Source organism: Pseudomonas sp. KD5 (assembly GCF_012932895.1).
In the GTDB taxonomy this organism is placed as follows: domain Bacteria; phylum Pseudomonadota; class Gammaproteobacteria; order Pseudomonadales; family Pseudomonadaceae; genus Aquipseudomonas.
Window position 1 is genome coordinate 130,364 of the sequence record NZ_JDWJ01000012.1, and the last position, 21,771, is coordinate 152,134.

17 protein-coding genes are annotated in these 21,771 nt (G+C 60.9%); 15 read left to right on the top strand and 2 right to left on the bottom strand.

The window, feature by feature from the left end; translation table 11 throughout:
- Nucleotides 1-38 precede the first annotated feature (38 nt).
- The 10 genes from AF70_RS24625 to AF70_RS24670 all read left to right on the top strand — a co-directional run bounded on the left by AF70_RS24625 (nt 39) and on the right by AF70_RS24670 (nt 12,811).
- A complete protein-coding gene (locus AF70_RS24625; RefSeq protein ID WP_007985046.1) occupies nt 39-464 on the top strand; it encodes a F0F1 ATP synthase subunit epsilon in 426 nt (141 codons plus the stop codon).
- A 117-nt stretch (nt 465-581) separates the two neighbouring features.
- A complete protein-coding gene (gene glmU, locus AF70_RS24630; RefSeq protein WP_028940080.1) occupies nt 582-1,949 on the top strand; it encodes a bifunctional UDP-N-acetylglucosamine diphosphorylase/glucosamine-1-phosphate N-acetyltransferase GlmU in 1,368 nt (455 codons plus the stop codon).
- A 191-nt stretch (nt 1,950-2,140) separates the two neighbouring features.
- A complete protein-coding gene (locus AF70_RS24635; RefSeq protein ID WP_172901217.1) occupies nt 2,141-2,920 on the top strand; it encodes a DeoR/GlpR family DNA-binding transcription regulator in 780 nt (259 codons plus the stop codon).
- Nucleotide 2,921: 1 nt separating this feature from the next.
- Nucleotides 2,922-4,754, top strand: coding sequence for a glutamine--fructose-6-phosphate transaminase (isomerizing) (glmS, locus tag AF70_RS24640; protein WP_019580348.1), 1,833 nt, complete (start codon nt 2,922-2,924; stop codon nt 4,752-4,754).
- An 80-nt stretch (nt 4,755-4,834) separates the two neighbouring features.
- Nucleotides 4,835-5,737 (top strand): LysR family transcriptional regulator, encoded by a 903-nt coding sequence (locus tag AF70_RS24645; RefSeq protein WP_028940081.1) that lies wholly within the window; start codon nt 4,835-4,837, stop codon nt 5,735-5,737.
- 131 nt (nt 5,738-5,868) lie between these two features.
- Nucleotides 5,869-6,495 (top strand): glutathione S-transferase family protein, encoded by a 627-nt coding sequence (locus AF70_RS24650; protein WP_018927332.1) that lies wholly within the window; start codon nt 5,869-5,871, stop codon nt 6,493-6,495.
- Between the two features lie 63 nt (nt 6,496-6,558).
- Nucleotides 6,559-8,589 carry a pyridoxamine 5'-phosphate oxidase family protein gene (locus AF70_RS24655; RefSeq protein WP_028940082.1) on the top strand — a complete coding sequence of 677 codons (2,031 nt, stop codon included), beginning with the start codon at nt 6,559-6,561 and terminating at the stop codon, nt 8,587-8,589.
- A 402-nt stretch (nt 8,590-8,991) separates the two neighbouring features.
- Entirely contained in the window at nt 8,992-9,369 is a 378-nt protein-coding gene (locus AF70_RS24660; RefSeq protein WP_007934367.1) for a DUF6124 family protein, read from the top strand.
- A gap of 129 nt (nt 9,370-9,498) precedes the next feature.
- Nucleotides 9,499-10,692, top strand: a complete 1,194-nt coding sequence (locus tag AF70_RS24665; protein ID WP_028940083.1) for a DUF3142 domain-containing protein — start codon at nt 9,499-9,501, stop codon at nt 10,690-10,692.
- A complete protein-coding gene (locus AF70_RS24670; protein ID WP_028940084.1) occupies nt 10,679-12,811 on the top strand; it encodes a hypothetical protein in 2,133 nt (710 codons plus the stop codon). Before AF70_RS24665 ends, AF70_RS24670 begins: the two co-directional genes overlap by 14 nt.
- Nucleotides 12,812-12,814: 3 nt before the next feature.
- Here AF70_RS24670 and AF70_RS24675 read toward each other — a convergent pair whose 3' ends face one another.
- Nucleotides 12,815-13,444, bottom strand: a complete 630-nt coding sequence (locus AF70_RS24675; RefSeq protein ID WP_019580353.1) for a LysE family translocator — start codon at nt 13,442-13,444, stop codon at nt 12,815-12,817.
- Between the two features lie 144 nt (nt 13,445-13,588).
- Between AF70_RS24675 and AF70_RS24680 the strand changes: the two genes are divergently transcribed.
- Entirely contained in the window at nt 13,589-14,062 is a 474-nt protein-coding gene (locus tag AF70_RS24680) for an Lrp/AsnC family transcriptional regulator (RefSeq protein ID WP_019580354.1), read from the top strand.
- Nucleotides 14,063-14,106: 44 nt separating this feature from the next.
- Here the strand turns inward: AF70_RS24680 and lpdA are convergent, their stop codons facing one another.
- The gene (gene lpdA / locus AF70_RS24685) at nt 14,107-15,507 is read right to left on the bottom strand and encodes a dihydrolipoyl dehydrogenase (RefSeq protein ID WP_028940085.1); all 1,401 of its coding nucleotides are present in this window, start codon (nt 15,505-15,507) and stop codon (nt 14,107-14,109) included.
- Between the two features lie 211 nt (nt 15,508-15,718).
- Between lpdA and hflK (AF70_RS24690) the strand changes: the two genes are divergently transcribed.
- Genes hflK (AF70_RS24690) through AF70_RS24705 form a run of 4 tightly spaced genes read left to right on the top strand, consistent with a single transcriptional unit; the run spans nt 15,719 to nt 21,697 of the window.
- A complete protein-coding gene (gene hflK, locus AF70_RS24690) occupies nt 15,719-17,683 on the top strand; it encodes a protease modulator HflK (protein WP_028940086.1) in 1,965 nt (654 codons plus the stop codon).
- Complete coding sequence (gene hflC / locus AF70_RS24695; RefSeq protein ID WP_026331807.1) at nt 17,680-18,735, top strand: protease modulator HflC; 1,056 nt, start codon at nt 17,680-17,682, stop codon at nt 18,733-18,735. The genes hflK (AF70_RS24690) and hflC overlap by 4 nt, the downstream gene beginning before the upstream one ends.
- A complete protein-coding gene (gene hflK / locus AF70_RS24700; RefSeq protein WP_019580356.1) occupies nt 18,732-19,790 on the top strand; it encodes a protease modulator HflK in 1,059 nt (352 codons plus the stop codon). The genes hflC and hflK (AF70_RS24700) overlap by 4 nt, the downstream gene beginning before the upstream one ends.
- Nucleotides 19,787-21,697: a cation-translocating P-type ATPase gene (locus AF70_RS24705; RefSeq protein ID WP_019580357.1), complete on the top strand. Its 1,911-nt coding sequence runs from the start codon at nt 19,787-19,789 to the stop codon at nt 21,695-21,697. Before hflK (AF70_RS24700) ends, AF70_RS24705 begins: the two co-directional genes overlap by 4 nt.
- Nucleotides 21,698-21,771: the final 74 nt, after the last annotated feature.

Here is a 21,771-nt window from a genome sequence, read left to right on the forward strand (position 1 = left end):
GCCCGGCAACGGGCGCTAATTTAGGTTGAGGCAATCAGATGGCTATGACAGTCCATTGCGATATCGTCAGCGCGGAAGGAGAAATCTTTTCCGGTCTGGTCGAGATGGTGATTGCGCACGGTGCACTGGGTGATCTTGGTATCGCCCTGGGTCACGCGCCGCTGATCACTAATCTGAAGCCAGGTCCGATCCGCCTGGTCAAGCAGGGCGGGGAAGAGGAGGTGTATTACATCTCCGGTGGTTTCCTCGAGGTTCAGCCGAACATGGTCAAGGTTCTTGCCGACACCGTGCAACGCGCTGCCGACCTGGACGAAGCCGCAGCTCTGGAAGCCGTTAAGGCTGCCGAGAAAGCCTTGCATGAGCGAGGCGCGGAATTCGATTACGGTTCTGCTGCCGCACGTCTGGCCGAGGCTGCAGCTCAGCTGCGCACCGTCCAGCAGATCCGCAAGAAGTTCGGCCACTAATCGGCCATCGACTTGTTGCGCGATTGATTAAAAAGGGTAGCCTCGGCTACCCTTTTTTCTTTTTCGATATTCATCACCTGGTCGCAGTTGCTGACCACCCAGGATTGGTAGCCAGTCATGTCCCTTGAAATCGTTATCCTCGCTGCCGGGCAAGGCACTCGCATGCGTTCGGCCTTGCCGAAAGTCCTGCATCCGATTGCCGGTAATTCAATGCTCGGGCATGTTATCCACAGCGCCCGGCAACTTGATCCACAGCGCATCCACGTGGTGATCGGCCATGGTGCCGAAGCGGTGCGCGAGCGTCTGGCCGCCGATGACCTGAATTTCGTCCTGCAGGACCAACAGCTGGGTACCGGTCATGCGGTGGCCCAGGCTGTGCCGTTCATCGAGTCCGATACCGTGCTGATTCTCTACGGTGACGTGCCGTTGATCGAAGTCGAAACCCTGCAACGTCTGCTCAAGCAGGCTGCACCGCAACAATTGGGTCTGCTGACTGTCGAGCTGGATGACCCGACTGGCTACGGCCGCATTGTCCGTGATGCCGCCGGCAAAGTGACTGCCATCGTCGAGCAGAAAGATGCCAACGCGGCTGAGCGTGCGATCACCGAAGGCAATACCGGCATTTTGGCGGTGCCTTCCCAGCGTTTGGGCGATTGGCTGAGCCGCCTATCCAACAATAACGCCCAGGGCGAGTACTACCTGACTGACGTGATCGCCATGGCGGTCAGTGATGGTCTGGTGGTGGCCACCGAACAACCCCATGACGCCATGGAAGTGCAGGGCGCCAACGATCGCAAACAACTGGCCGAGCTGGAGCGTCATTATCAACTGCGCGCCGCTCGTCGTTTGATGGCTCAAGGCGTAACCCTGCGCGACCCGACACGTTTCGATGTGCGCGGTGAGGTTACCGTTGGTCGCGATATCCTGATCGACATCAACGTGATTCTCGAGGGCAAAGTGGTCATCGAGGACGACGTGGTGATCGGCCCGAACTGCGTGATCAAGGACAGCACCCTGCGCAAAGGCGTGGTGATCAAGGCCAACAGTCATATCGAAGGCGCGATTCTCGGCGAAGGCAGCGATGCCGGTCCGTTTGCTCGTTTGCGTCCCGGCACAGTGCTGGAAGCCCGCGCGCATGTGGGTAACTTTGTTGAACTGAAGAACGCTCACATGGGCGAAGGTGCCAAGGCCGGTCACTTGACGTATCTGGGCGATGCCGAGATCGGTGCGCGCACCAACATTGGCGCCGGCACCATCACCTGCAACTACGACGGTGCCAACAAGTGGAAAACCGTGCTGGGTGAAGATGTATTCATCGGTTCCAATAACTCGTTGGTGGCGCCTGTGGATATCTCCTCCGGTGCGACCACGGCGGCCGGTTCGACTATTACCCAGAATGTGGATAACGCTCAGTTGGCCGTAGGCCGGGCTCGACAGAAGAACATCGACGGCTGGAAGCGGCCTGAGAAGATCAAGAAGAGTTAAGTTATCCACAGATCAAAAGATCGCAGCCTCCGGCAGCGCCTACAGGGAATTTGTGTTCACTCTGTAGGCGCTGCCGGAGGCTGCGATCTTTTTTTGAGTTATCCACACATCTTTTTTCTGATGCTGGCTTGACGAAGTTTCGCTGATAGGTTTTGATTGCTTACGTTATCTTTCGAATCGAAACTTACCAAATCATGTCAAAGCGCAACACGCCCCAACGCCGCCACAATATCCTCGCCTTGCTCAATGAGCAGGGCGAAGTAAGTGTGGACGAGCTGGCCAAACGCTTCGAAACCTCGGAAGTTACGATTCGCAAGGACCTGGCGGCGCTTGAAAGCAACGGTCTGCTGCTGCGTCGTTATGGCGGCGCGGTCACCATGCCGCAGGAGCTGGTCGCCGACATCGGCCAACCGGTTTCGAAATACAAGCAGGCCATTGCCCGCGCCGCCGTCACGCGGATTCGCGAGCATGCGCGCATCATCATCGACAGCGGCAGTACCACCGCCGCGATGATCCCGGAACTCGGCCAGCAACCGGGCCTGGTGGTGATGACCAACTCCCTGCATGTCGCCAACGCGTTGACTGAACTCGAGCACGAACCGGTGCTGTTGATGACCGGTGGTACCTGGGATCCGCATTCCGAATCCTTCCAGGGTCAGGTGGCAGAGCAGGTACTACGCTCATATGACTTCGATCAGTTATTTATTGGCGCCGATGGCATCGATCTGGTGCGCGGGACCACCACCTTCAATGAGTTGCTGGGACTGAGCCGTGTCATGGCCGAGGTCGCCCGCGAAGTGATCGTGATGGTCGAGGCCGACAAGATCGGCCGCAAGATCCCCAATCTGGAGCTGCCTTGGAGCAGCGTCCATACCCTTATTACCGATGATCGCCTGCCGCTTGAGGCCCGCGATCAGATTCAGGCCCGCGGCATCAATGTGATTTGTGCCGCTGTCAGTCAGGAGAAATAGCATGTGTGGAATTGTCGGTGCAGTCGCAGAACGGAACATTACCGCCATCCTGCTCGAAGGCCTCAAGCGTCTGGAATACCGTGGTTATGACAGCGCCGGCGTGGCGGTGTACACCAACGATGAAAAACTCTTGCGCCTGCGTCGGCCGGGCAAGGTCAGCGAACTGGAACAGGCGCTGATCGAAGAGCCTCTGGTCGGTCGTCTGGGCATTGCCCACACCCGCTGGGCGACTCACGGTGCGCCGTGCGAACGCAACGCTCACCCGCATTTTTCGGGCGATCTTGCGGTGGTGCATAACGGCATCATCGAGAACCACGAAGCCCTGCGCGAGCAACTCAAGGCCCTGGGCCACGTGTTCACCTCGGACACGGACACTGAAGTCATCGCCCATCTGCTCAACGAAAAACTCAAAGAGCAGCCTGACCTGACCGCGGCCCTGAAAGCGACCGTCAAAGAACTGCACGGCGCATACGGTCTGGCAGTGATCAGCGCTCGGCAACCGGATCGCCTGGTAGCAGCCCGCAGCGGCAGCCCATTGGTAATCGGTCTGGGCCTGGGTGAAAACTTTCTTGCCTCCGACCAGTTGGCCCTGCGCCAGGTCACTGACCGCTTCATGTACCTGGAAGAAGGCGATATCGCCGAAATTCGCCGCGACAGCGTGCAGATCTGGGACATCAACGGCACGCTCGTCGAGCGTGAAAGCGTTCAGTACCGTGACGGTGCCGAAGCCGCTGACAAAGGCGAGTTCCGGCATTACATGCTCAAGGAAATTCACGAGCAACCGGCCGTGGTGCAACGCACGCTTGAAGGTCGCCTGAGTCAGAATCAGGTGCTGGTGCAGGCGTTTGGTCCACAAGCGGCCGAGCTGTTTGCCAAGGTGCGTAATGTACAGATCGTTGCCTGCGGCACCAGTTATCACGCCGGTATGGTTGCCCGTTACTGGCTCGAAGAACTGGCCGGCATTCCGTGCCAGGTCGAAGTCGCCAGCGAATTCCGCTACCGCAAAGTAGTGGTGCAGCCCGATACCCTGTTCGTGAGCATCTCCCAGTCAGGCGAAACCGCCGACACCTTGGCCGCGCTGCGCAACGCCAAGGAACTGGGCTTCCTTTCCAGCCTGGCAATCTGCAACGTCGGCATCAGCTCCCTGGTGCGTGAATCGGACCTGACGCTGCTGACCCAGGCCGGTCGCGAAATTGGCGTGGCCTCGACCAAAGCCTTCACCACTCAATTGGTGGGCCTGCTGTTGCTGACCCTGGCCCTGGGTCAGGTTCGCGGCACGTTGGCCGCAGGCGTCGAAGCCACTCTGGTGGAAGAACTGCGTCGCCTGCCGACCCGTCTGGGCGAAGCCCTGGCCATGGACAGCACTGTGGAAAAAATCGCCGAGCTGTTCGCCGAGAAGAACCACACGCTGTTCCTCGGTCGCGGTGCGCAATTCCCGGTGGCGATGGAAGGGGCGCTCAAGCTCAAGGAAATCTCCTACATCCACGCCGAAGCCTACCCGGCGGGCGAGCTGAAACATGGCCCGCTGGCGCTTGTGGATAACGACATGCCAGTGGTCACCGTGGCACCGAACAACGAGTTGCTGGAGAAGTTGAAGTCCAACCTCCAGGAAGTCCGCGCCCGCGGCGGTGAACTGATCGTCTTCGCCGACGAGCAGGCTGGCATGACCAACGGTGAAGGCACTCATGTTGTGCACATGCCGCACATCCACGACATCCTGTCGCCGATCCTCTACACGATTCCGTTGCAGCTTCTTTCGTACTACGTGGCAGTGTTGAAAGGCACTGACGTTGACCAGCCACGAAATCTGGCGAAGTCGGTGACGGTGGAATAAGTTATCCACAGGTGATCGAAAACAATAAAAATCGCAGCCTACGGTTGCGATTTTTTTTACCTGAACGAAGGACATATCCGATGGACCGATTCCAGGAAATGCAGGTCTTCGCCGCTGTCGCCCAGGATCAAGGTTTCTCGGCGGCGGCGCGGCGTTTGGGGATGTCGGCGGCCAGCGTTACCCGGGCAGTGGCGGCGCTTGAGCAGCGCATTGGCACCCAGTTGCTGACGCGCACCACCCGTAGCGTGCATTTGAGCGAGGCAGGTCAGCGTTATCTGGAGGACTGTCGGAGAATTCTCGCCGAGGTGCAGGAAGCCGAGGATTCGGCCGCCGGGAGCCATGCCCAGCCCCGTGGGCAACTGACGATCACGGCACCGGTATTGTTCGGCGATTTGTTCGTCACGCCGCTCATGGTCGGTTACTTGACTCAATTTCCTGAAGTCAGCATCAACGCTGTACTGGTCGACCGGGTGGTGAGCATGGTCGAGGAGGGCATCGATGTGGCTGTGCGCATCGGTGAGTTGCCTGACAGCAATCAGCATGCCATTCGAGTGGGCGAAGTACGGCGGGTGATATGCGCTTCCCCCGGTTTCCTGACTGACCATGGTCGGCCTCGGCATCCGGCAGACTTGAGCCGCGCCCCGATCATCGCCACCTCGTCCATCGGGCAGCCCAGAAGCTGGCCGTTCCTTGAGGCGGGAGAGCCGGTCAGTGTTCGTCCGGAGCCACGTCTGGTGGTCTCTGCCAATCAAGCGGCGATCACTGCCGCCGCCATGGGCCTGGGGTTGACCCGAGTCCTGTCGTATCAAGTGGCGAGCAAGATCGCCACCGGTGAGCTGGAAATCGTCCTGGCTGACTTCGAACTGCCGCCATTGCCCATTCATGTGGTCTACCAGGGTGGGCGCAAGGCCCCGACGCGGGTTCGCAGTTTTGTGGACTTTGCGGTGAAGGGGCTGCGCGAACACCCGGCCCTGCACGGCTGAAGGTTTATTGCACTGGATGAAATAATGGATTGCGTTTGCTGGTTATTCTGTTGCTTTGGTTGTGGATGGAAGATAGCGCTCCATCGGCGCTGATCTTTCCTGAGCGGCGCCACCACCCAGCGGAGTCGACCATGCAAGCCATCAAACTCTACAACTTCCCCCGTTCCGGCCATGCTCACCGTGTAGAGCTGATGCTGTCGTTGTTGCAACTGCCGACCGAGCTGATCTTCGTCGATCTGGCCAAGGGCGCACACAAACAAGCGGATTTTCTTGCGCTCAACCCGTTTGGCCAGGTCCCGGTAATTGAGGATCAAGGCATGGTGCTGGCCGACTCCAACGCGATCCTGGTCTACCTTGCGCAAAAATATGGCAACGGTCGCTGGCTGCCAACCGATCCGGTCGGTGCAGCCAAGGTTCAGCGTTGGTTGTCGGTCGCCGCCGGGCCGATTGCCTTTGGCCCCGGCAGGGCAAGGCTGATCACTGTATTTGGTGCGCCTTACAACGCTGAAGAGGTGATCGCCTATTCTCACACCTGGCTCAAAGTGATCGATCAGGAACTGGGCGCAACGGCCTATCTGGCCGGTAGCGAGCCGACCATCGCCGACATCGCCGCCTACAGCTACATCGCCCATGCTCCGGAAGGCAATGTGTCGCTGGACGACTACGCCAACATCCGCGCCTGGCTGGCGCGCGTTGAAGCCTTGCCAGGGTTTGTCGGCATGCCGCGCACCATCGCCGGTTTGCAAAAAACTGCCTGATGTTCACGGCCCTATTCAGTCGGGCCGTTCTTATTGCGCGATGAGCGCAGGGGAGAAGCCGTTATGGAACGTTCACCTTGGCACGCAGGCGAGAAAAAATTGCAGGCCCATGTGGGTGTCGTCGATCGAATGGAGGCATTGGGTCGTAGGGTGATTCGCGGCGAGATGCCGGACCAGCACCGCACGTTCTATCAGCAACTGCCGTTCATGCTGTACGGCGCGGTGGATGCCGACGGCAACCCTTGGGCCAGTATTCTTGAAGGGGCGCCGGGCTTTGCGAAGTCCCCCGAGCCCGGGCTGTTGCAGATCGGCAGCCTGCCCGGTCGCGACGACCCTGCACAACTGCAAGACGGGGCGGCGATCGGTCTGCTCGGTATCGAGCTGCACACCCGACGTCGCAACCGTCTCAATGGTCGAGTCGGCGCTGTAACGGCGAGCGGCTTCGAGGTGACGGTGGAGCAATCCTTCGGCAATTGCCCGCAATACATTCAATTGCGCCAGTTTCGCTCGGTGCCATTGGCGGATCCGGAGACCCGTATCGCGCAGCATCTCAATGGGCTGGATGACGCGGCCAAAGCCATGATTGCCAGCGCCGATACCTTCTTTGTCGCCAGCTATGTGGACGTCGATGGCCAACGCTCGGTGGACGTTTCTCATCGGGGCGGCCAGGCCGGTTTCGTCCAGATAGAAGGCAATCGCCTGACCATCCCGGACTTCGCCGGCAACCTGTTCTTCAATACCTTGGGCAACCTGCTGATCAACCCTCGGGCCGGTTTGCTGTTCATCGATTTCGATTCGGGCGATTTGCTGCACCTCAGCGGTCGCACGCAAGTCATCCTCGAAGGCCCGCAGATCGAAGCCTTTCAAGGCGCCGAGCGGCTGTGGACATTCGAGGTGGAGCACGCGGTGCGTCGGCCCGCGGCACTGGCCCTGCGCTGGCGCTTTGACGGCGTGTCGCCCACCAGTCTGCTGACCGGCACCTGGGCGCAGGCGAATGCACGCCTGCAAGCCCAGGCGCTGGGGAATCGCTGGCGGCCGCTGCGAGTAACGCGCATCGAGCAGGAGAGCCACAACATCCGTTCGATCTATCTGGAACCTGCCGATGGCGCCGGATTGCCGGTGTTTCAAGCCGGGCAACATTTGCCCTTGCGGTTCAACATCGCAGGCGATGTGCACATCCGCACGTACAGCTTGTCGAGCGCGCCATCCGATGACTTTTTCCGCATCAGCGTGAAGCGTGAAGGCCTGGTGTCCTCGCACCTGCATGAGCAGATTCGTGTCGGCGATGTGCTTGAAGCCCGCTCGCCTCAAGGGCATTTCACCGTGGCGCCGAATGAGCGTCGGCCGCTGGTGCTATTGGCTGCCGGCGTGGGGATCACGCCGCTGCTGTCGATGCTGCGGGAGGTGGTTTATCAAGGCCTGCGCACGCGGCGCATCCGTCCTGTGTGGTTCTTCCAGAGCTCGCGGACCTTGGCCGATCAACCGTTTCGCCCTGAGCTGGATCGCCTGCTCGACGGTCTCGGTGATGAGGTGCGGGTGCTGCGTTTGCTCAGTCAGCCGGAGTCCGATGCCCGTGAGGGTGAAGATTACGACCTGACAGGGCGCATCGACGCCGACTTGCTCAAGACCACTCTTGAGGTGGAGGACTACGACCAGGTGGATTTTGTCCTGTGCGGTCCGGGAAGTTTTACCCAGGGGCTGTACGGCAGCCTGCGGGATCTGGATGTCCCTGATTCAAGGATTCATGCCGAAACCTTTGGCCCGTCGACGCTGCGTCGCAAGCCGGACCCGGACGCGGTGGTCATCGAGCAATTGCCGGCCGCTACCGTTTCGGTGCCCGTCGTGTTCCAGCGCTCTGCCAAAGAAGCGCGTTGGCAGCCGGACGGCGGCAGTTTGCTGGAGTTGGCGGAGAGCCGTGGCTTACGCCCGGAATTCAGTTGCCGCGGCGGCTCCTGCGGGACCTGCAAAACCCGGTTGATCAGCGGAGAGGTGAATTATCCACAGCCTCCGGCGGAGGTTCCCGATGCGGGTGAGGTGCTGATTTGTTGTGCGGTGCCGGCGCAGGGTTCGCAGCCGTTGGTGCTCGACCTTTAGAAAGAGATCGCCGCCTTCGGCAGTTCCTACAGGGTGTAAACGAATCCTGCGTAGGTGCTGCCGAAGGCGGCGATCTTTTGATCTTCAGGCAGTCCTACAGACGATGATTTTGGGGGATGTTTCCGACAGGTTTTGACGGTTGTCGGGTGGGAAGTGGAGTGGATAGGCTTTGGGGGTCGCTGGCAATTCAGCGATCGGGTCTGGAAAACCCGAAGTATAGGATCACAGCAGGTGACATAATGCGGCGCTTTTTCAGCTCTGCAGTTATGGCGGCTGTGCGTGGGAGACCTGCGGGTCTGCCGGGTTTGATCCTCTACCGGTTTTTCCAGTCCGCGTACAGCTGCCACCCCTTTCGTCTGGAAAACGAAAAATGGCAGCTCCATCTCTTTAAGGATCTTTGCCATGTTTAAGCCGACACCAAATCCGCCCGAAGCGGACAGCACTTCCCCCTACGAATCCCCAAATTCAAAAAAGCTCAACGAAGCCGCCGAGCGCGCGCTCGATCACTACCTCAACCCCTCAGCCCTCAAAGCACCGGTCGCCCGCAAGCCGAGCACGATGTTTATGGTTGCACCGGATATCAAAGACGAAGACCTGTTGGCCCACACCTGTGAATCGTTGGCCCAGGCCAGTGTGATGGCGAGTGATTTTGCGGGGTATCTGCAAGGGCCGCACCGGCATACGGCGATGGCGATTCAACAGATCGTCATGCTGGCGGAACTGGCGGTGAACCGGATGCTGGATAACGTCGCCATACCAAAACCTGCGCCACACAGCTGATTTGATGTGGGAGCGGTAATGGCGAAAAATCAGGTGATCATTGCCCGCAAGCCGATAGCTGAGTAGGGTAACGAGCAGAGCGACAAAGGGCCTTGGGAGGCCCTTTTTGCATTTCAGGGATTGGTGTTCATGGTCTTTTTCACACGCTTGATCGTTTTGCTGGCAGCGTTGTTGCTCAACGGTTGCGAGCAATCGGACGCGCCGCCGCTCGATCAGCAACTCTATGTCTGGCAACGGCAATGGACGCCGGCCCATGACGCCGCGCTGCGCGACAGCCACACCGATTTCTCGACTTTGCGCGTGCTGGCCTTGCAGGCATTTCCACAGTCTGGCTGGAGCCGGGCGCGGATCGATCCGGCGCTGCTCAAGCGTGATGGCCGACCGCTGATTGCGGTGGTTCGTCTGGATGGCCAGCTCAATGGGCTGGACCGGGACGAAGTCACGGCGCAGATCCAGCAGGTGCTCAGCGATTGGCAAGGGCAGGGGCTGATCCTTTCCGGCGTGGAAATCGACCACGATGCGGGCAACGCCCGGTTACCGGCCTACCGCGAATTCCTCACCCATTTGCGTGGCGTTCTGCCGGCGTCCTTGCCACTGAGCATCACGGCGTTGCCGGCCTGGCTCGACAGTTCTGAATTGCCGGCGTTGCTGGCAACAGTCGACAGCAGCGTGTTGCAGGTGCACGCGGTGAGCGATCCACGGCGTGGGCTATTCGACCCGGCTCAGGCATGGCAGTGGGTCAGGGCCTGGAGTCGCAACACATCGAAACCGTTTTATCTGGCGCTGCCGGCTTATGGCGTGGCGCTGTTGCCGGGGGCCGGGGGCGCGCCGGTCGTGGAAAGCGAAGTGCCCATCGAGCGAGGCGGCGAACGTCGGGAGTTGCTGGCAGACCCGCAGCAACTGAGTAAGCTCGGCGCCGAGTTGCGCGCCGATCCACCGGCCCGTCTGGCCGGGCTGATCTGGTTTCGCCTGCCCCTGGCCAATGATCGCAGGGCCTGGAGCCTGACCACGCTAATCGCTGTGGCGCGTGGCGATACGCTCGACAGTCGTGTGGGCCTGAAGCTCTCGGCGCAGGACGGCCTCTATGACATCAGCCTCAGCAACCAAGGCAACCTCGACAGTGCCTGGCCCGAACGCCTGACGCTGGCGGTGCAGGGCTGCGAGGGCGCCGATGCGCTGGCCGGTTATGCGTTGCAACAGCGCCCGGATCTGCTTACCTTCACCCGCCTGCGTGACGGTCGAATCCCGGCCGGCGGGCAGCGCGCCATCGGTTGGGCTCGCTGCGCACACATTGATCAAGGAGGTTCGAATGTTTACCCGTAACTGGCCCCGCCATGTGCTTTGCCTGAGCCTCAGCCTGCCATTGGGTTCGGCGCTGGCCTGCGGGCCGGACTTCCCCATGCGCCTGCTGGACAACCGTGGCCAGTCGCTGGCGGAACTGCCGGAAGGCAACTTCAACCTCGAGATCAGCCGCCTCGGGCATGCCATCGCGGGACTGAAAAATGTCACCGCCGCCACCAACATTCCGGGGGACGGTTACGGCGATGCGCCTGATTACACCCATCAGCGCGATACCGCTGAACAGGCCGGTCTGACGCCTGAGCAGCAAGCGCTGGTGAAACAACTGCGCAGCCTGACCGATGCCCGTCAGGTTGAAGAGCAAGGCGCGAATCTGCCGGCCGAGCACAGGCTCTATCTGGCTGGCGCCGTGGCGTTCAACGCCGGTGACCATGGTCTGGCCGCCGACTACTTCCAGAAAGTGCTGGCGCTGCCGGCGGATCAACGCCCGTTGCGCAGCACCTGGGCGGCGTACTCGTTGGGCCGGGCGCTGTTTGCCATGAATTCAGAAGCAGGCGCGACCCCTGACCTGTTGGCTCAGTCCCGCAAGGCCTTCGAGCAGACCCGTCAACTAAGCATCGACGGCTTCAGCGACCCGTTGGAACTGGGTGTCGCCAGCCTTGGCGAAGAAGCGCGAGTGGCCCGCACCGCGGGTGACTGGGACAACGCCATCCAACTCTACGCCACGCAGAATCTTCACGGTTCGGCGGTGGGCTACACCTCGCTGAAGCTGTTGATGGCCGATCTGGCCGCTATGCCTGACGAGCAACTGGCCGGGTTGCTCAAGGGCAAAGCAGTGCAGCAACTGGTGACGGCGTCGTTGATCAGTCGGCTGGGCTGGTCATTCGGTGATCAACCGCCGAACGAACAGAAACTGATCAAACTGCTGCAAAGCAGCACCCGTGGCAGTCTGGATAATGCCGATCGCCTGGCGGCGATGAATTATCAACAGGGCGATTACGCCAGCGCCAAAGCCTTCCTCGAACAGGCTGGTGACGGTGGCCTTGCGTGGTGGTTGCGGGCGAAGCTGGCGGTGCGTGATGGCGACAAAAACGCCGCCGCAGCGGCCTATGCCAAAGCCGCCCAGGCCTTCCCGCAGAACGAATCCTGGGGCGAGCGGCGCACGCCCGACTGGGATTACGAAACACTCCAGCCCAAGTGCCGGGTCGAGGGTGAAAGCGCGATTCTGGCCCTGCAACGCGGGGATTACCTGCAGGCCTTCGATCAGCTCTATCGCAGCCAGGGCATCTACTGGTTCGACGCGGCCACCGTGGCCGAGCGGGTGCTGACCCTCGATGAACTCAAGCAGTACGTCGACACCCAGGTGCCGGCACCGCCACCGCTCAGCCAGCAGGATCGCGACAATTATGTGCCGTTGCCGGTGGCCGCGAGCCTGCGCAATCTGCTCGGGCGGCGTTTATTGCGTGAAGAGCGATACGATGAGGCTCCGGCTTACTTCGACAACCCGGATTTGCAGGCCAAGGCCAAATGGTATGGGCAATTGCGCAAGGAGGCCGAATCCAAATGGTGGCCGACCTCCAAGGCATCCGCTTATTACTACGCCGCGACGCTGGCTCGCTACGATGGGATGGAACTGTTGGGCTACGAGATGTCCCCGGATTACGTGACCTTCGGTGGCAATTACAGCCTGGAAGCTCCGGAGCTCAAGGTCGGACCGCTGATGACCGAGGGCGAAGTGCAGCGTCAGCAAGCTACGGTGGCGCAACCTGATGAGCGTTTCCATTACCGTTATGTCGCCACGGCTCTGGCGAGTAAGGCCGCCGATCATCTGCCCCACAGCAGTCAGGCGTTTGCTTCGGTGCTATGCAAGGCCTCAGGGTGGGGCACCAACCTGCAAGAGCAAAGCGCGTTCTATCGTCGGTATGTCGAGGAGGGGCCCTTTGTGGTCTGGGCCGGTGATTTCGGTCATCAATGCCAGGAGCCGGACTTCCGGAATGCCGACAAGCGCTATGTGACCCAGGTCACCGACGCTATGCGGTCCACGCTGCGACCCTACAAAAAAACATTGCAGATCGGCGCCGTGTTGGCCGTTACGGCAGCGGCGCTGTTGTTGATCAGTCGCCGCCGTCGGAAAGCGCGATAACGCTCAAGCTTGTTGAACAAAGGTCAGCCGCACCGCAAAACCAATCAACAGGCTGCCAAACAACCACTGCTGTACCCGCTGGGCCGATGGACTGCGTTGCAGCCAACGGCCCAACGCGGCGCCGACCAGCGCGTAGGCGCTGTCGAACAGCAAGCCGACGCCGACCAGCATCATGCCGAGCGTCGCAAATTGTGCGAGCACCGGTCCGGCTTGAGGGTTGATGAACTGCGGCAGCAGCACCGAGCAAAACAGCAGCGCCTTGGGGTTGAGCAGGTTAGTCAGTAAACCGCGCTGGATCGCCTCCGGCCACCGTGGTTTATCGGTCGTTGCGTCTGCACCGTTCAAGCTCGGCAGCATCGTGGTGCGCAGGCACTGAATGCCGATCCAGAGCAGGTACGCGGCGCCGGCCAGGCGCACCACGTCGAAGGTCCAGGGCGCAGTCCTGAACAGCGTCGCCAAACCCAATGCCGCCAATGCCACATGACAACCGCGCGCCACGCCCAGCCCCAATGCCGTGGCCAGCGCCGCGCCTTTGCCCTGACGAGCGCCGGTCTGCAACAGCAGAATCATGTCCGGGCCCGGCAACAGGTAGACCACTGTCAATGCCATGAAAAACAGCCAGAGTTCTGTCATGTTGCCCCCATTCGTTGTCGATTTGGTGGGTTCAGTCTACGGCCGAGGGGCAGGGCAGGTGGTTGCGTAGTCAGCTTCTAAAGCTTCGATATTTGGCATAACCTGCCAGTTTGTGACGATCAAACCATCAGGATCTGCCAAAACATGAAACTGGACGCCTACGACCGCAAAATTCTCACGGCGCTGCAACGGGACGGACGCCTGAGTAACGTACAACTGGCCGATGAGATCGGCTTGTCGGCCTCGCCCTGTTTGCGCCGGGTCCGGATGCTGGAAGAGGCCGGTGTGATTCGTGGCTATCAGGCCAACCTCGATCGAGATGAAGTGGGCCTTGGGCTGACGGTGTTTGTCGGGGTCAAGGTCGAACGGCATAACGATGAACAAGCCGAAGCGTTTCGCCTGGCCGTGACGGCATTGCCTGAGGTGATTTCGGCGTTTCTGGTGTCCGGGGAATCGGATTTTCTGCTGCAAGTGGTGGTACCGGACTTGCGCGCCTATGACCGTTTCCTCACCGGGCGATTGCTGAAATTGCCTGGCGTGAGCGATATCCGCAGCAATTTTGCAATTCACACGGTGAAGACGCCGGGAGCGTTGCCGTTGGGGCATTTGCCTGACTGAAAAAGCGAAAGATCGCAGTCTTTGGCCGCGATCTTTTGATCGTTCTAAATCTGCGTCGCCATCCCTTCCACATTCATCGCCGCCTGGCGCAAGGCCTCGGAGCGGGTCGGGTGCGGATGGCAGGTCAGGGCGATGTCTTCGGCCGAGGCGCTGAACTCCATGGCCACGCAATATTCGCCAATCATTTCGCTGACGCTTGGGCCCACAAGGTGTACACCGAGAACTTCGTCGGTGCGCTCATCGGCCAGTACCTTGGCGAAGCCTTCGGTTTCGTGGTTGATCTTCGCCCGGCTGTTGGCGGTGAAGGGGAATTTGCCGACCTTGTAGGCGCGACCTTCGGCCTTCAGCTGTTCTTCGGTCTTGCCGACGCTGGCCAGCTCCGGTTTGGTGTAGATCACGCTGGGGATCAGGTCGTAATTGACCTCGCCAGCCTTGCCGACGATTTGCTCGATGCAGGCCATGGCTTCGTCTTCGGCCTTGTGGGCGAGCATCGGCCCTGAGGTGACGTCACCGATCACCCAGACCCCCGCGGCTTCAGTGCGGTGGCCCTTGTTGGCGAGCATGCCGCGTTTGTCGGTGGCGAGGCCGACGTTCTCCAGCCCCAGGCCCTGGGTGTAAGGACGACGACCGATAGCCACCAGCACGTAGTCGGCTTCCAGCAGTTCGGCGGTGCCACCTGCGGCCGGTTCGACACTGAGTTGAACACCGCTCGCCGAGGAGGTGGCGCTGGTGACTTTCGAGTTCAATTTGAAGCGGATGCCTTGCTTGCTCAATGAGCGCTGAAGTGTTTTACCGGCTTCAGCATCCACTCCCGGGCAGATTCGGTCGAGAAATTCGACGACCGTCACCTGAGCACCCAGGCGCCGCCATACCGAACCCAGTTCCAGGCCGATCACTCCAGCGCCGATCACCACCAGGTGCTTCGGTACTTCAGCCAGCGACAGTGCGCCCGTGGAGTCGAGGATGCGTTGGTTGTCGATGTCCACGCCCGGCAGGGGAGTGGGTTCGGAACCGGTGGCGATGATGATGTCCTTGGCGCTCAGCTGGATCTTGCCACCCTGGTTGTCGGTCACTGTGACGCTGCCCGGCCCGTCGATGTGGCCCCACCCCTTGATCCAGTCGACCTTGTTTTTGCGAAACAGAAACTCGATACCCTTGGTCAACCCTGTGACGCTTTCATCCTTCTGTTTCATCATCTGAGCCAGGTTGAGCACAGGTTTAACCTCGATCCCGAGGTTGGCGAATTCCGCCCCCATGGCCGCGTCGTAGAGCTCGGAGGCATGCAGCAATGCCTTGGACGGCATGCAACCGACGTTCAGGCAGGTCCCGCCGAGGGTGGCGCGGCCTTCCACGCATGCCGCTTTCAAGCCCAACTGCCCGGCGCGGATCGCTGCGTTGTAACCGCCGGGGCCGGCGCCCAGAATCACGACGTCATAGGTGCTCATGGTGCAACTCCTGGATTGAGAGGGACGGGATCGATAAAAAGTAGTCTTCAATAAAAAATTACGAACGTAATATGTGCGTTTCTCTCCATTTCGGTCAAGGCTTCAGCTTGGCGACAGGTTCAGCGCTTTTAGATAGAACGATTCAGGACGAAAATTTCACCATTTTCGTTATATCGTAACGAATTGTGATGTGAGCAATGGCTGGGGTGGTATGCAAGTCGATCTCGATGGCGATGGAGCACAGATAGCAGGGCTGCCGCGCTTTCAGCAGGCGGTCGTTCAAGGACGTCGATTGCGCCAATGGGCAATCGGTTTGGGTGCCTTGGCGGCCGCAGGGCTGGTGCTGGCGTTTTTTGTCGGGCTGTTTGCACCGCAATCGCTCTGGCCCGCGTTGCTGGTCAATCAGAGCGCCGGTTTGCTGGTGTTGGTCGCCGGTCTGCAGTCGGCCTGGTGGGTAACGCAGTGGCGTGCACGCGCGATGAATCCGGCCGCGTTGGTGCCGGTGGCTATCACTGAAGAAGTCGTTGTCGCCGAAGGTTGGTACGAGCGGTTGCTGGACGGCATCAGTCAGCGTTGGCTGCGCTTGCTGGGGCAGATCGGTGCACCGACGCTCTGGCTTGGTGGCTGGGCGTTGTTGAGTTTGTACAGCATCGAGCAGGTCTGGAACCTCGCTTTGCCACCCGCTGCGTTGGGATTATCGGCCAGTGTTGGCGCGGCGTTGTCGTTGCTGCTGGCGTTCGGTTTGCTGGTACTGGAGCGGCAACTGGCGCAGGAAAATGTCGCCCAATGGCCTGAGGCCGGGTCGTTGGCGCAGCTGGCGCGGGTCGCGATTATTGGCCTGGTGCTCAGCGCCTTGTGTCTGTTGTTCGGCAGCGAAACAGCCGTCTGGCCGGTGCGTCTGGCGGTGCTGATCGGCTTGTTGCCGGGGCTGGTCGCCATCGAGTTGTTGCTGCGCGCTGTGTTGTCACTGTTCAGCCCCCGTCGTGAACAGCTTGAACCGACCTTGCTGGCGCGAAGCTTCGTCGCCGATATGTTGCGCTGGCCGCCACAGCCCCTGCTCGCATTGCAGCACGAGTTGCACAATCGCTTCGGTATCGACCTGCGACAAATCTGGGCCTTCACCTACATGCGCCGGGCGTTTTTGCCGGTGCTGGCGGTGGTGGCAATCGTCGGTTGGTCACTCACCGGCATTCATGAAATACCGCTACAGGGGCGGGGCATCTACGAACGTTTCGGCAAACCGGTGGAAGTGTTTGGGCCCGGTTTGCACGCCGGTTTGCCGTGGCCGCTGGGTCGCGTGCTGAGCGTCGAGAACGGCGTAGTCCATGAATTGGCCACCAGCGTGGGCGAAGCATCGGCCCCGGTCGCGGCCGAACCTGCCGAAGGCCCGGCACCGGCCATTGCCAATCGCTTGTGGGACGCCAGCCATGTGAATGACAAATCCCAGGTGATTGCCAGCAGCCGTGCCGACAAGCAGAGCTTTCAGATCGTCAATATGGACGTGCGCTTCGTCTATCGCATCGGTCTGAGCGATCAAGCGGCTCTGGCCGCGACGTACAACAGCGCCGACGTGCCGACGCTGATTCGCAGCACCGCCAGCCGGATTCTGGTTCATGACTTCGCCTCAAGAACCCTCGACGGTTTGCTCGGCGAAGACAGGGTAGGGCTCTCTGAAGAAATCGGCCGCGCCGTGCAAGCGGATCTGCGAAAACTCGACAGCGGCGTGGAAATTCTCGCCACGGTGGTCGAGGCCATTCATCCGCCAGCGGGGGCTGCCAATGCTTATCACGGCGTTCAAGCAGCGCAGATTGGCGCCCAGGCATTGATCTCCCGCGAGCGCGGTGCCGCAGCGGAGGCGACCAACCAGGCGCAATTGCAGGCCAGCATCGCTCGCGATCAAGCCACGGCCAGTGCCCATGAAATCAACTCAAGCGCTCAGGCCGCCGACCTGAAATTTGCCGCTGAGCGAAAGGCATATTCCAGTGCCGGCCAAGCCTTCGTGCTGGAGCAATACCTCAGCCAACTGACCCAGGGTTTGGCTAACGCCAAGCTGCTGGTTCTCGATCACCGTCTGGGTGGCAGCAGCAATGCGCCGACCATCGACCTACGTACATTCACGCTGCCGGCTGACCCTGCGCCGTCGCGTAATACCGCTCAGCCAGGAGCCGCCCATTGAGCCAGTCGACGCCTACTCACGATCATCACGACCACGATGACCACGCCGGCCACGATCACGGCCATGGCGGGCATCACCACGGTCATCATCACCATCACCACCATGGTGATCCGCACGAAGCTGGCCCTTTTCCGTGGCGGCGAATGGGCTGGGCGGCGCTGCTGGTGGCCTTTGCCATTGCGGCGGCGAGCCTGGTGCAAGTGCGCTCGGGGGAGGCCACGGTGATTACGCGCTTTGGCAATCCATCGCGGGTGTTGCTGGAGCCGGGTCTTGGCTGGCGTTGGCCGGCGCCGTTTGAGGCGGCGATCCCGGTGGATCTGCGGCTGCGCACCACCTCCAGCGGTTTGCAGGATGTGGGCACGCGCGACGGTCTGCGCATCATCGTGCAAGCCTACGTGGCCTGGCAGGTACAGGGCGACCCTGACAACGTGCAACGTTTTATGCGCGCTGTACAGAATCAACCCGATGAAGCCGCGCGGCAGATTCGTACCTTTGTCGGCTCGGCGCTGGAAACCACGGCCAGCAGTTTCGACCTGGCCAACCTGGTGAACACCGACGCCAACCAGGTGCACATCGCCGACTTCGAAGCGCAGCTGCGCCAGCAGATCGATCAGCAGTTGCTCACCACCTATGGCGTGCGAGTGCTGCAAGTCGGTATCGAGCGCTTGACTCTGCCATCGGTGACGCTCACCGCGACGGTCGATCGTATGCGCGCCGAGCGTGAAACAATCGCCACTGAACGCACAGCCATTGGTAAACGCGAAGCCGCACAAATCCGCTCCGCAGCCGAGCGTGATGCGCGAATCGTACAAGCCGATGCGACGGTAAAGGCCGCAGACATCGAAGCCCAATCCCGCGTCGAAGCCGCGCAGATTTACGGCCGGGCCTACGCAGGCTCACCGCAGCTCTACAATTTGCTGCGTTCGCTCGACACCTTGGGCACCATCGTCGCACCGGGCACCAAACTGATTTTGCGCACTGATGCGGCGCCGTTCCGGGTGTTGGTTGACGGCCCACCGACGCTCGATAACAAGTCCGGGTCGCAGCCATGAGTTTGGTTCCACGTGGAACAAATGAATTGAGCAGCCCCTGGATTCAGGCCGGGCGCTTGGCTTTTCTCGCGCTTTACGCCGTGACCGTGCTGGCTGCTTTGGCGTGGGCATTTTCCAATGTGCGGCAGATCGACCCGCAGAATCGTGCCGTGGTGCTGCATTTCGGTGCACTGGATCGCATTCAAAATTCCGGTTTGCTGTTGGCGTGGCCGCGACCGTTTGAGCAGGTGGTTTTGTTGCCGGCAGCGGACCGGGTGATCGAGCGACGGGTGGAAAATCTGCTGCGCACCGATGCTGCGTTGCAGGCCGACCGGGTGGCGAGCTTCGCCACACCCATCAGCGATGCGCTCGCCGGCTCCGGTTATCTGCTGACCGGTGACGCGGGCGTGGTGCAGCTGGATGTGCGGGTGTTCTACAAAGTCACTGAGCCCTATGCCTTCGTTCTTCAGGGTGAGCATGTGTTGCCGGCCCTGGATCGACTGGTGACGCGCAGTGCCGTGGCACTCACCGCGGCGCGAGACCTGGACACCATTCTGGTGGCTCGACCGGAACTGATCGGTGCCGACAATCAGGCTGCCGAACGTCGCGAACGTCTACGCGGAGATCTGGTGCGGGGCATCAATCAACGCTTGGCCGAATTGACGGCGACCGGGCAGGGCTTGGGTATTGAAGTGGCGCGGGTCGATGTGCAATCGAGTCTGCCCGGCCCGGCGGTGAGCGCGTTCAACGCCGTGTTAACTGCCAGTCAGCAAGCTGACAAGGCCGTGGCCAATGCGCGCACGGAAGCCGAGAAGCTGACTCAGTCCGCCAACGAACAAGCCGACCGCACGCTGCAAGTGGCTCACGCCCAAGCCAGTGAACGCCTGGCCAAAGCCTCCACCGACACCGCCACAGTATTAAGCCTGGCCAAGGCGCAACAGCAGGGCACCGACCCGCAAATGCTGCTGCGTATTTACCGTGAGCGGATGCCGAAGATTCTCGGTCAGGCTGGTTCGGTGACGACGGTCAATCCGAAAGACGATTCCCGCCTGATCATTCAGGGAGCTGCACAATGACTGCCCAAACCGCCGCCGCGCCGAGCATGTTGTCCTCGGCTGAACAACGTAGCGCCGCGCGCCAGTTGACCCTGGCCATGCTTGCGCTGGGCTTGCTTGCGCTCGGCCTGATCTGGCGCTGGTCGTTGCCGGAGCAGACCGGGGTCAGCCAATTGCTGCTGGGTTTTGCTTCGTTGCTGGTGGCCGTGCCGGTCATGCGTTCGGCGTGGTACAGCCTGCGTTATCCGAGCCTGCACGGGATCACCGATCAGTTGATTGCCCTGGCCATGCTCGGCGCTTGGGCCACTGGCGATCTGCTTACTGCGGCACTGCTGCCGATCATCATGATCTTCGGCCATGTGCTGGAAGAGCGCAGCGTGATTGGCTCCCAGGAAGCGATTCATGCTCTCGGCAAACTGACGCGCAGCCATGCGCGCAAGATTCAGGCTGACGGCTCTATCGTCGAAGTCGATAACGGCACACTCAAGGCCGGCGACCTGGTGGAGGTGCGTGCGGGTGATCGCGTGCCGGCCGATGGTCGGGTGTTGTCCGGTCAGGCGAGCCTCGACACTGCATCGATCACCGGTGAGTCGGTGCCCATAGAGGCCGTTGTGGGCATGCCGGTGTTCGGCGGAGCGATCAACCTTGATGGCTTGTTGCGCATTGAAGTGACCCGCACCGGTCACGAGTCCACACTGGGTAAAGTCATCGCGCTGATGCAAAACGCCGAACGCTCCAAGCCGCCGATCACCCGTTTGCTCGAACGCTACGCCGGCAGCTACATGGTGCTGGTGTTGCTGCTGGCCGCCGTGACCTGGTTCGTCACCAACGATGCCCAGGCGATGCTTGCGGTGTTGGTGGCGGCCTGTCCTTGCGCGCTGGTGTTGTCGGCACCGGCCACGGCGATTGCCGGGGTGGCGGTCGCTGCTCGGCACGGGATTCTGATTCGCAGCTCGGCGTTCCTCGAAGAATTGGCTGACCTGACGTCGTTGGTGGTCGACAAGACCGGAACCCTGACGTTCGGCACCTTGCGCCTGCAATCGATCGACAGTCCGCTGAAAGATCGCAGTCACGTACTGAAACTCGCCGCCAGCCTTGGCTCTGCCAGCAGCCACCCGGTCAGCCGCGCGTTGGCCGGGTTGGTCACTCAGGAACATTTTCTGCTGCTCTCTGACATTCGCGAGCGTCAGGGGTTGGGTGTCGTGGCGATGACGGAGCAGGGCGAAGCGGCCCTCGGTCGTCCGGAGCTGTTCGCGCAATTGGGCATCGTCACCTCAGCTGTTCCCGGCCACGATGGTCCGATTGCCGGGCTGGCCCTCGACGGTGAATTTCTCGCCTGGCTGTTGCTCGCCGACAGCGTCAAACCTGAGGCGCGGTTTGCCCTGAGCGAGTTGCGTGAACTGGGCCTGGGTCGTCAGTTGTTGCTGACCGGGGATCGACAAAGCGTGGCTCATACGCTGGCCCGGGATGTGGGCATCAGCGATGTCGAAGCCCAGGCCTTGCCCGAGGACAAACTCAATCGCGTGTTGAAAGAAATCGACAGCGGTTTCCGGCCGATGGTGGTGGGAGACGGCATCAACGATTCCCTGGCGCTGAAGGCCGGTGTGGTCGGCGTGGCCATGGGCGCGGGCGGCGCGGACATCGCGCTGGCCTCGGCCGATATCGTACTGATCGGCAGCGACCTGCGCCGGCTCGGAACCTGTGTGCGCCTGAGTCGCCAATGCCGGCAGACTTTACAGGTGAACGTAGTCATCGGTCTGGGCTGGACCCTGGCGATTGTCGCCTTCGCCGCATTCGGCTGGCTGGGCGCGGCCGGGGCGATGATTGCCGCGCTGTTGCACAACTTGAGCACGTTATTGGTGCTCGGTAATGCCGGGCGTTTGCTACGCTTTCAGGAACCCCTACTCAAGCTTAAGGATGAGGTGTGAGCGACTACTCAACTTTTCAGAACTGTGTGCCGGGTTTGTAGTCTTTTAGGTTAGAGGCGGGTCATTACAAGGTT

What these genes read in the sequence shown, in the direction of transcription:
- AF70_RS24625 (WP_007985046.1), top strand. Translation starts at nt 39, where the DNA reads ATGGCTATGACAGTCCATTGCGATATCGTCAGCGCGGAAGGAGAAATC.
- glmU (WP_028940080.1), top strand. Translation starts at nt 582, where the DNA reads ATGTCCCTTGAAATCGTTATCCTCGCTGCCGGGCAAGGCACTCGCATG.
- glmS (WP_019580348.1), top strand. Translation starts at nt 2,922, where the DNA reads ATGTGTGGAATTGTCGGTGCAGTCGCAGAACGGAACATTACCGCCATC.
- AF70_RS24645 (WP_028940081.1), top strand. Translation starts at nt 4,835, where the DNA reads ATGGACCGATTCCAGGAAATGCAGGTCTTCGCCGCTGTCGCCCAGGAT.
- AF70_RS24650 (WP_018927332.1), top strand. Translation starts at nt 5,869, where the DNA reads ATGCAAGCCATCAAACTCTACAACTTCCCCCGTTCCGGCCATGCTCAC.
- AF70_RS24655 (WP_028940082.1), top strand. Translation starts at nt 6,559, where the DNA reads ATGGAACGTTCACCTTGGCACGCAGGCGAGAAAAAATTGCAGGCCCAT.
- AF70_RS24660 (WP_007934367.1), top strand. Translation starts at nt 8,992, where the DNA reads ATGTTTAAGCCGACACCAAATCCGCCCGAAGCGGACAGCACTTCCCCC.
- AF70_RS24665 (WP_028940083.1), top strand. Translation starts at nt 9,499, where the DNA reads ATGGTCTTTTTCACACGCTTGATCGTTTTGCTGGCAGCGTTGTTGCTC.
- AF70_RS24670 (WP_028940084.1), top strand. Translation starts at nt 10,679, where the DNA reads ATGTTTACCCGTAACTGGCCCCGCCATGTGCTTTGCCTGAGCCTCAGC.
- AF70_RS24675 (WP_019580353.1), bottom strand. Translation starts at nt 13,444, where the DNA reads ATGACAGAACTCTGGCTGTTTTTCATGGCATTGACAGTGGTCTACCTG.
- AF70_RS24680 (WP_019580354.1), top strand. Translation starts at nt 13,589, where the DNA reads ATGAAACTGGACGCCTACGACCGCAAAATTCTCACGGCGCTGCAACGG.
- lpdA (WP_028940085.1), bottom strand. Translation starts at nt 15,507, where the DNA reads ATGAGCACCTATGACGTCGTGATTCTGGGCGCCGGCCCCGGCGGTTAC.
- hflK (WP_028940086.1), top strand. Translation starts at nt 15,719, where the DNA reads ATGCAAGTCGATCTCGATGGCGATGGAGCACAGATAGCAGGGCTGCCG.
- hflK (WP_019580356.1), top strand. Translation starts at nt 18,732, where the DNA reads ATGAGTTTGGTTCCACGTGGAACAAATGAATTGAGCAGCCCCTGGATT.
- AF70_RS24705 (WP_019580357.1), top strand. Translation starts at nt 19,787, where the DNA reads ATGACTGCCCAAACCGCCGCCGCGCCGAGCATGTTGTCCTCGGCTGAA.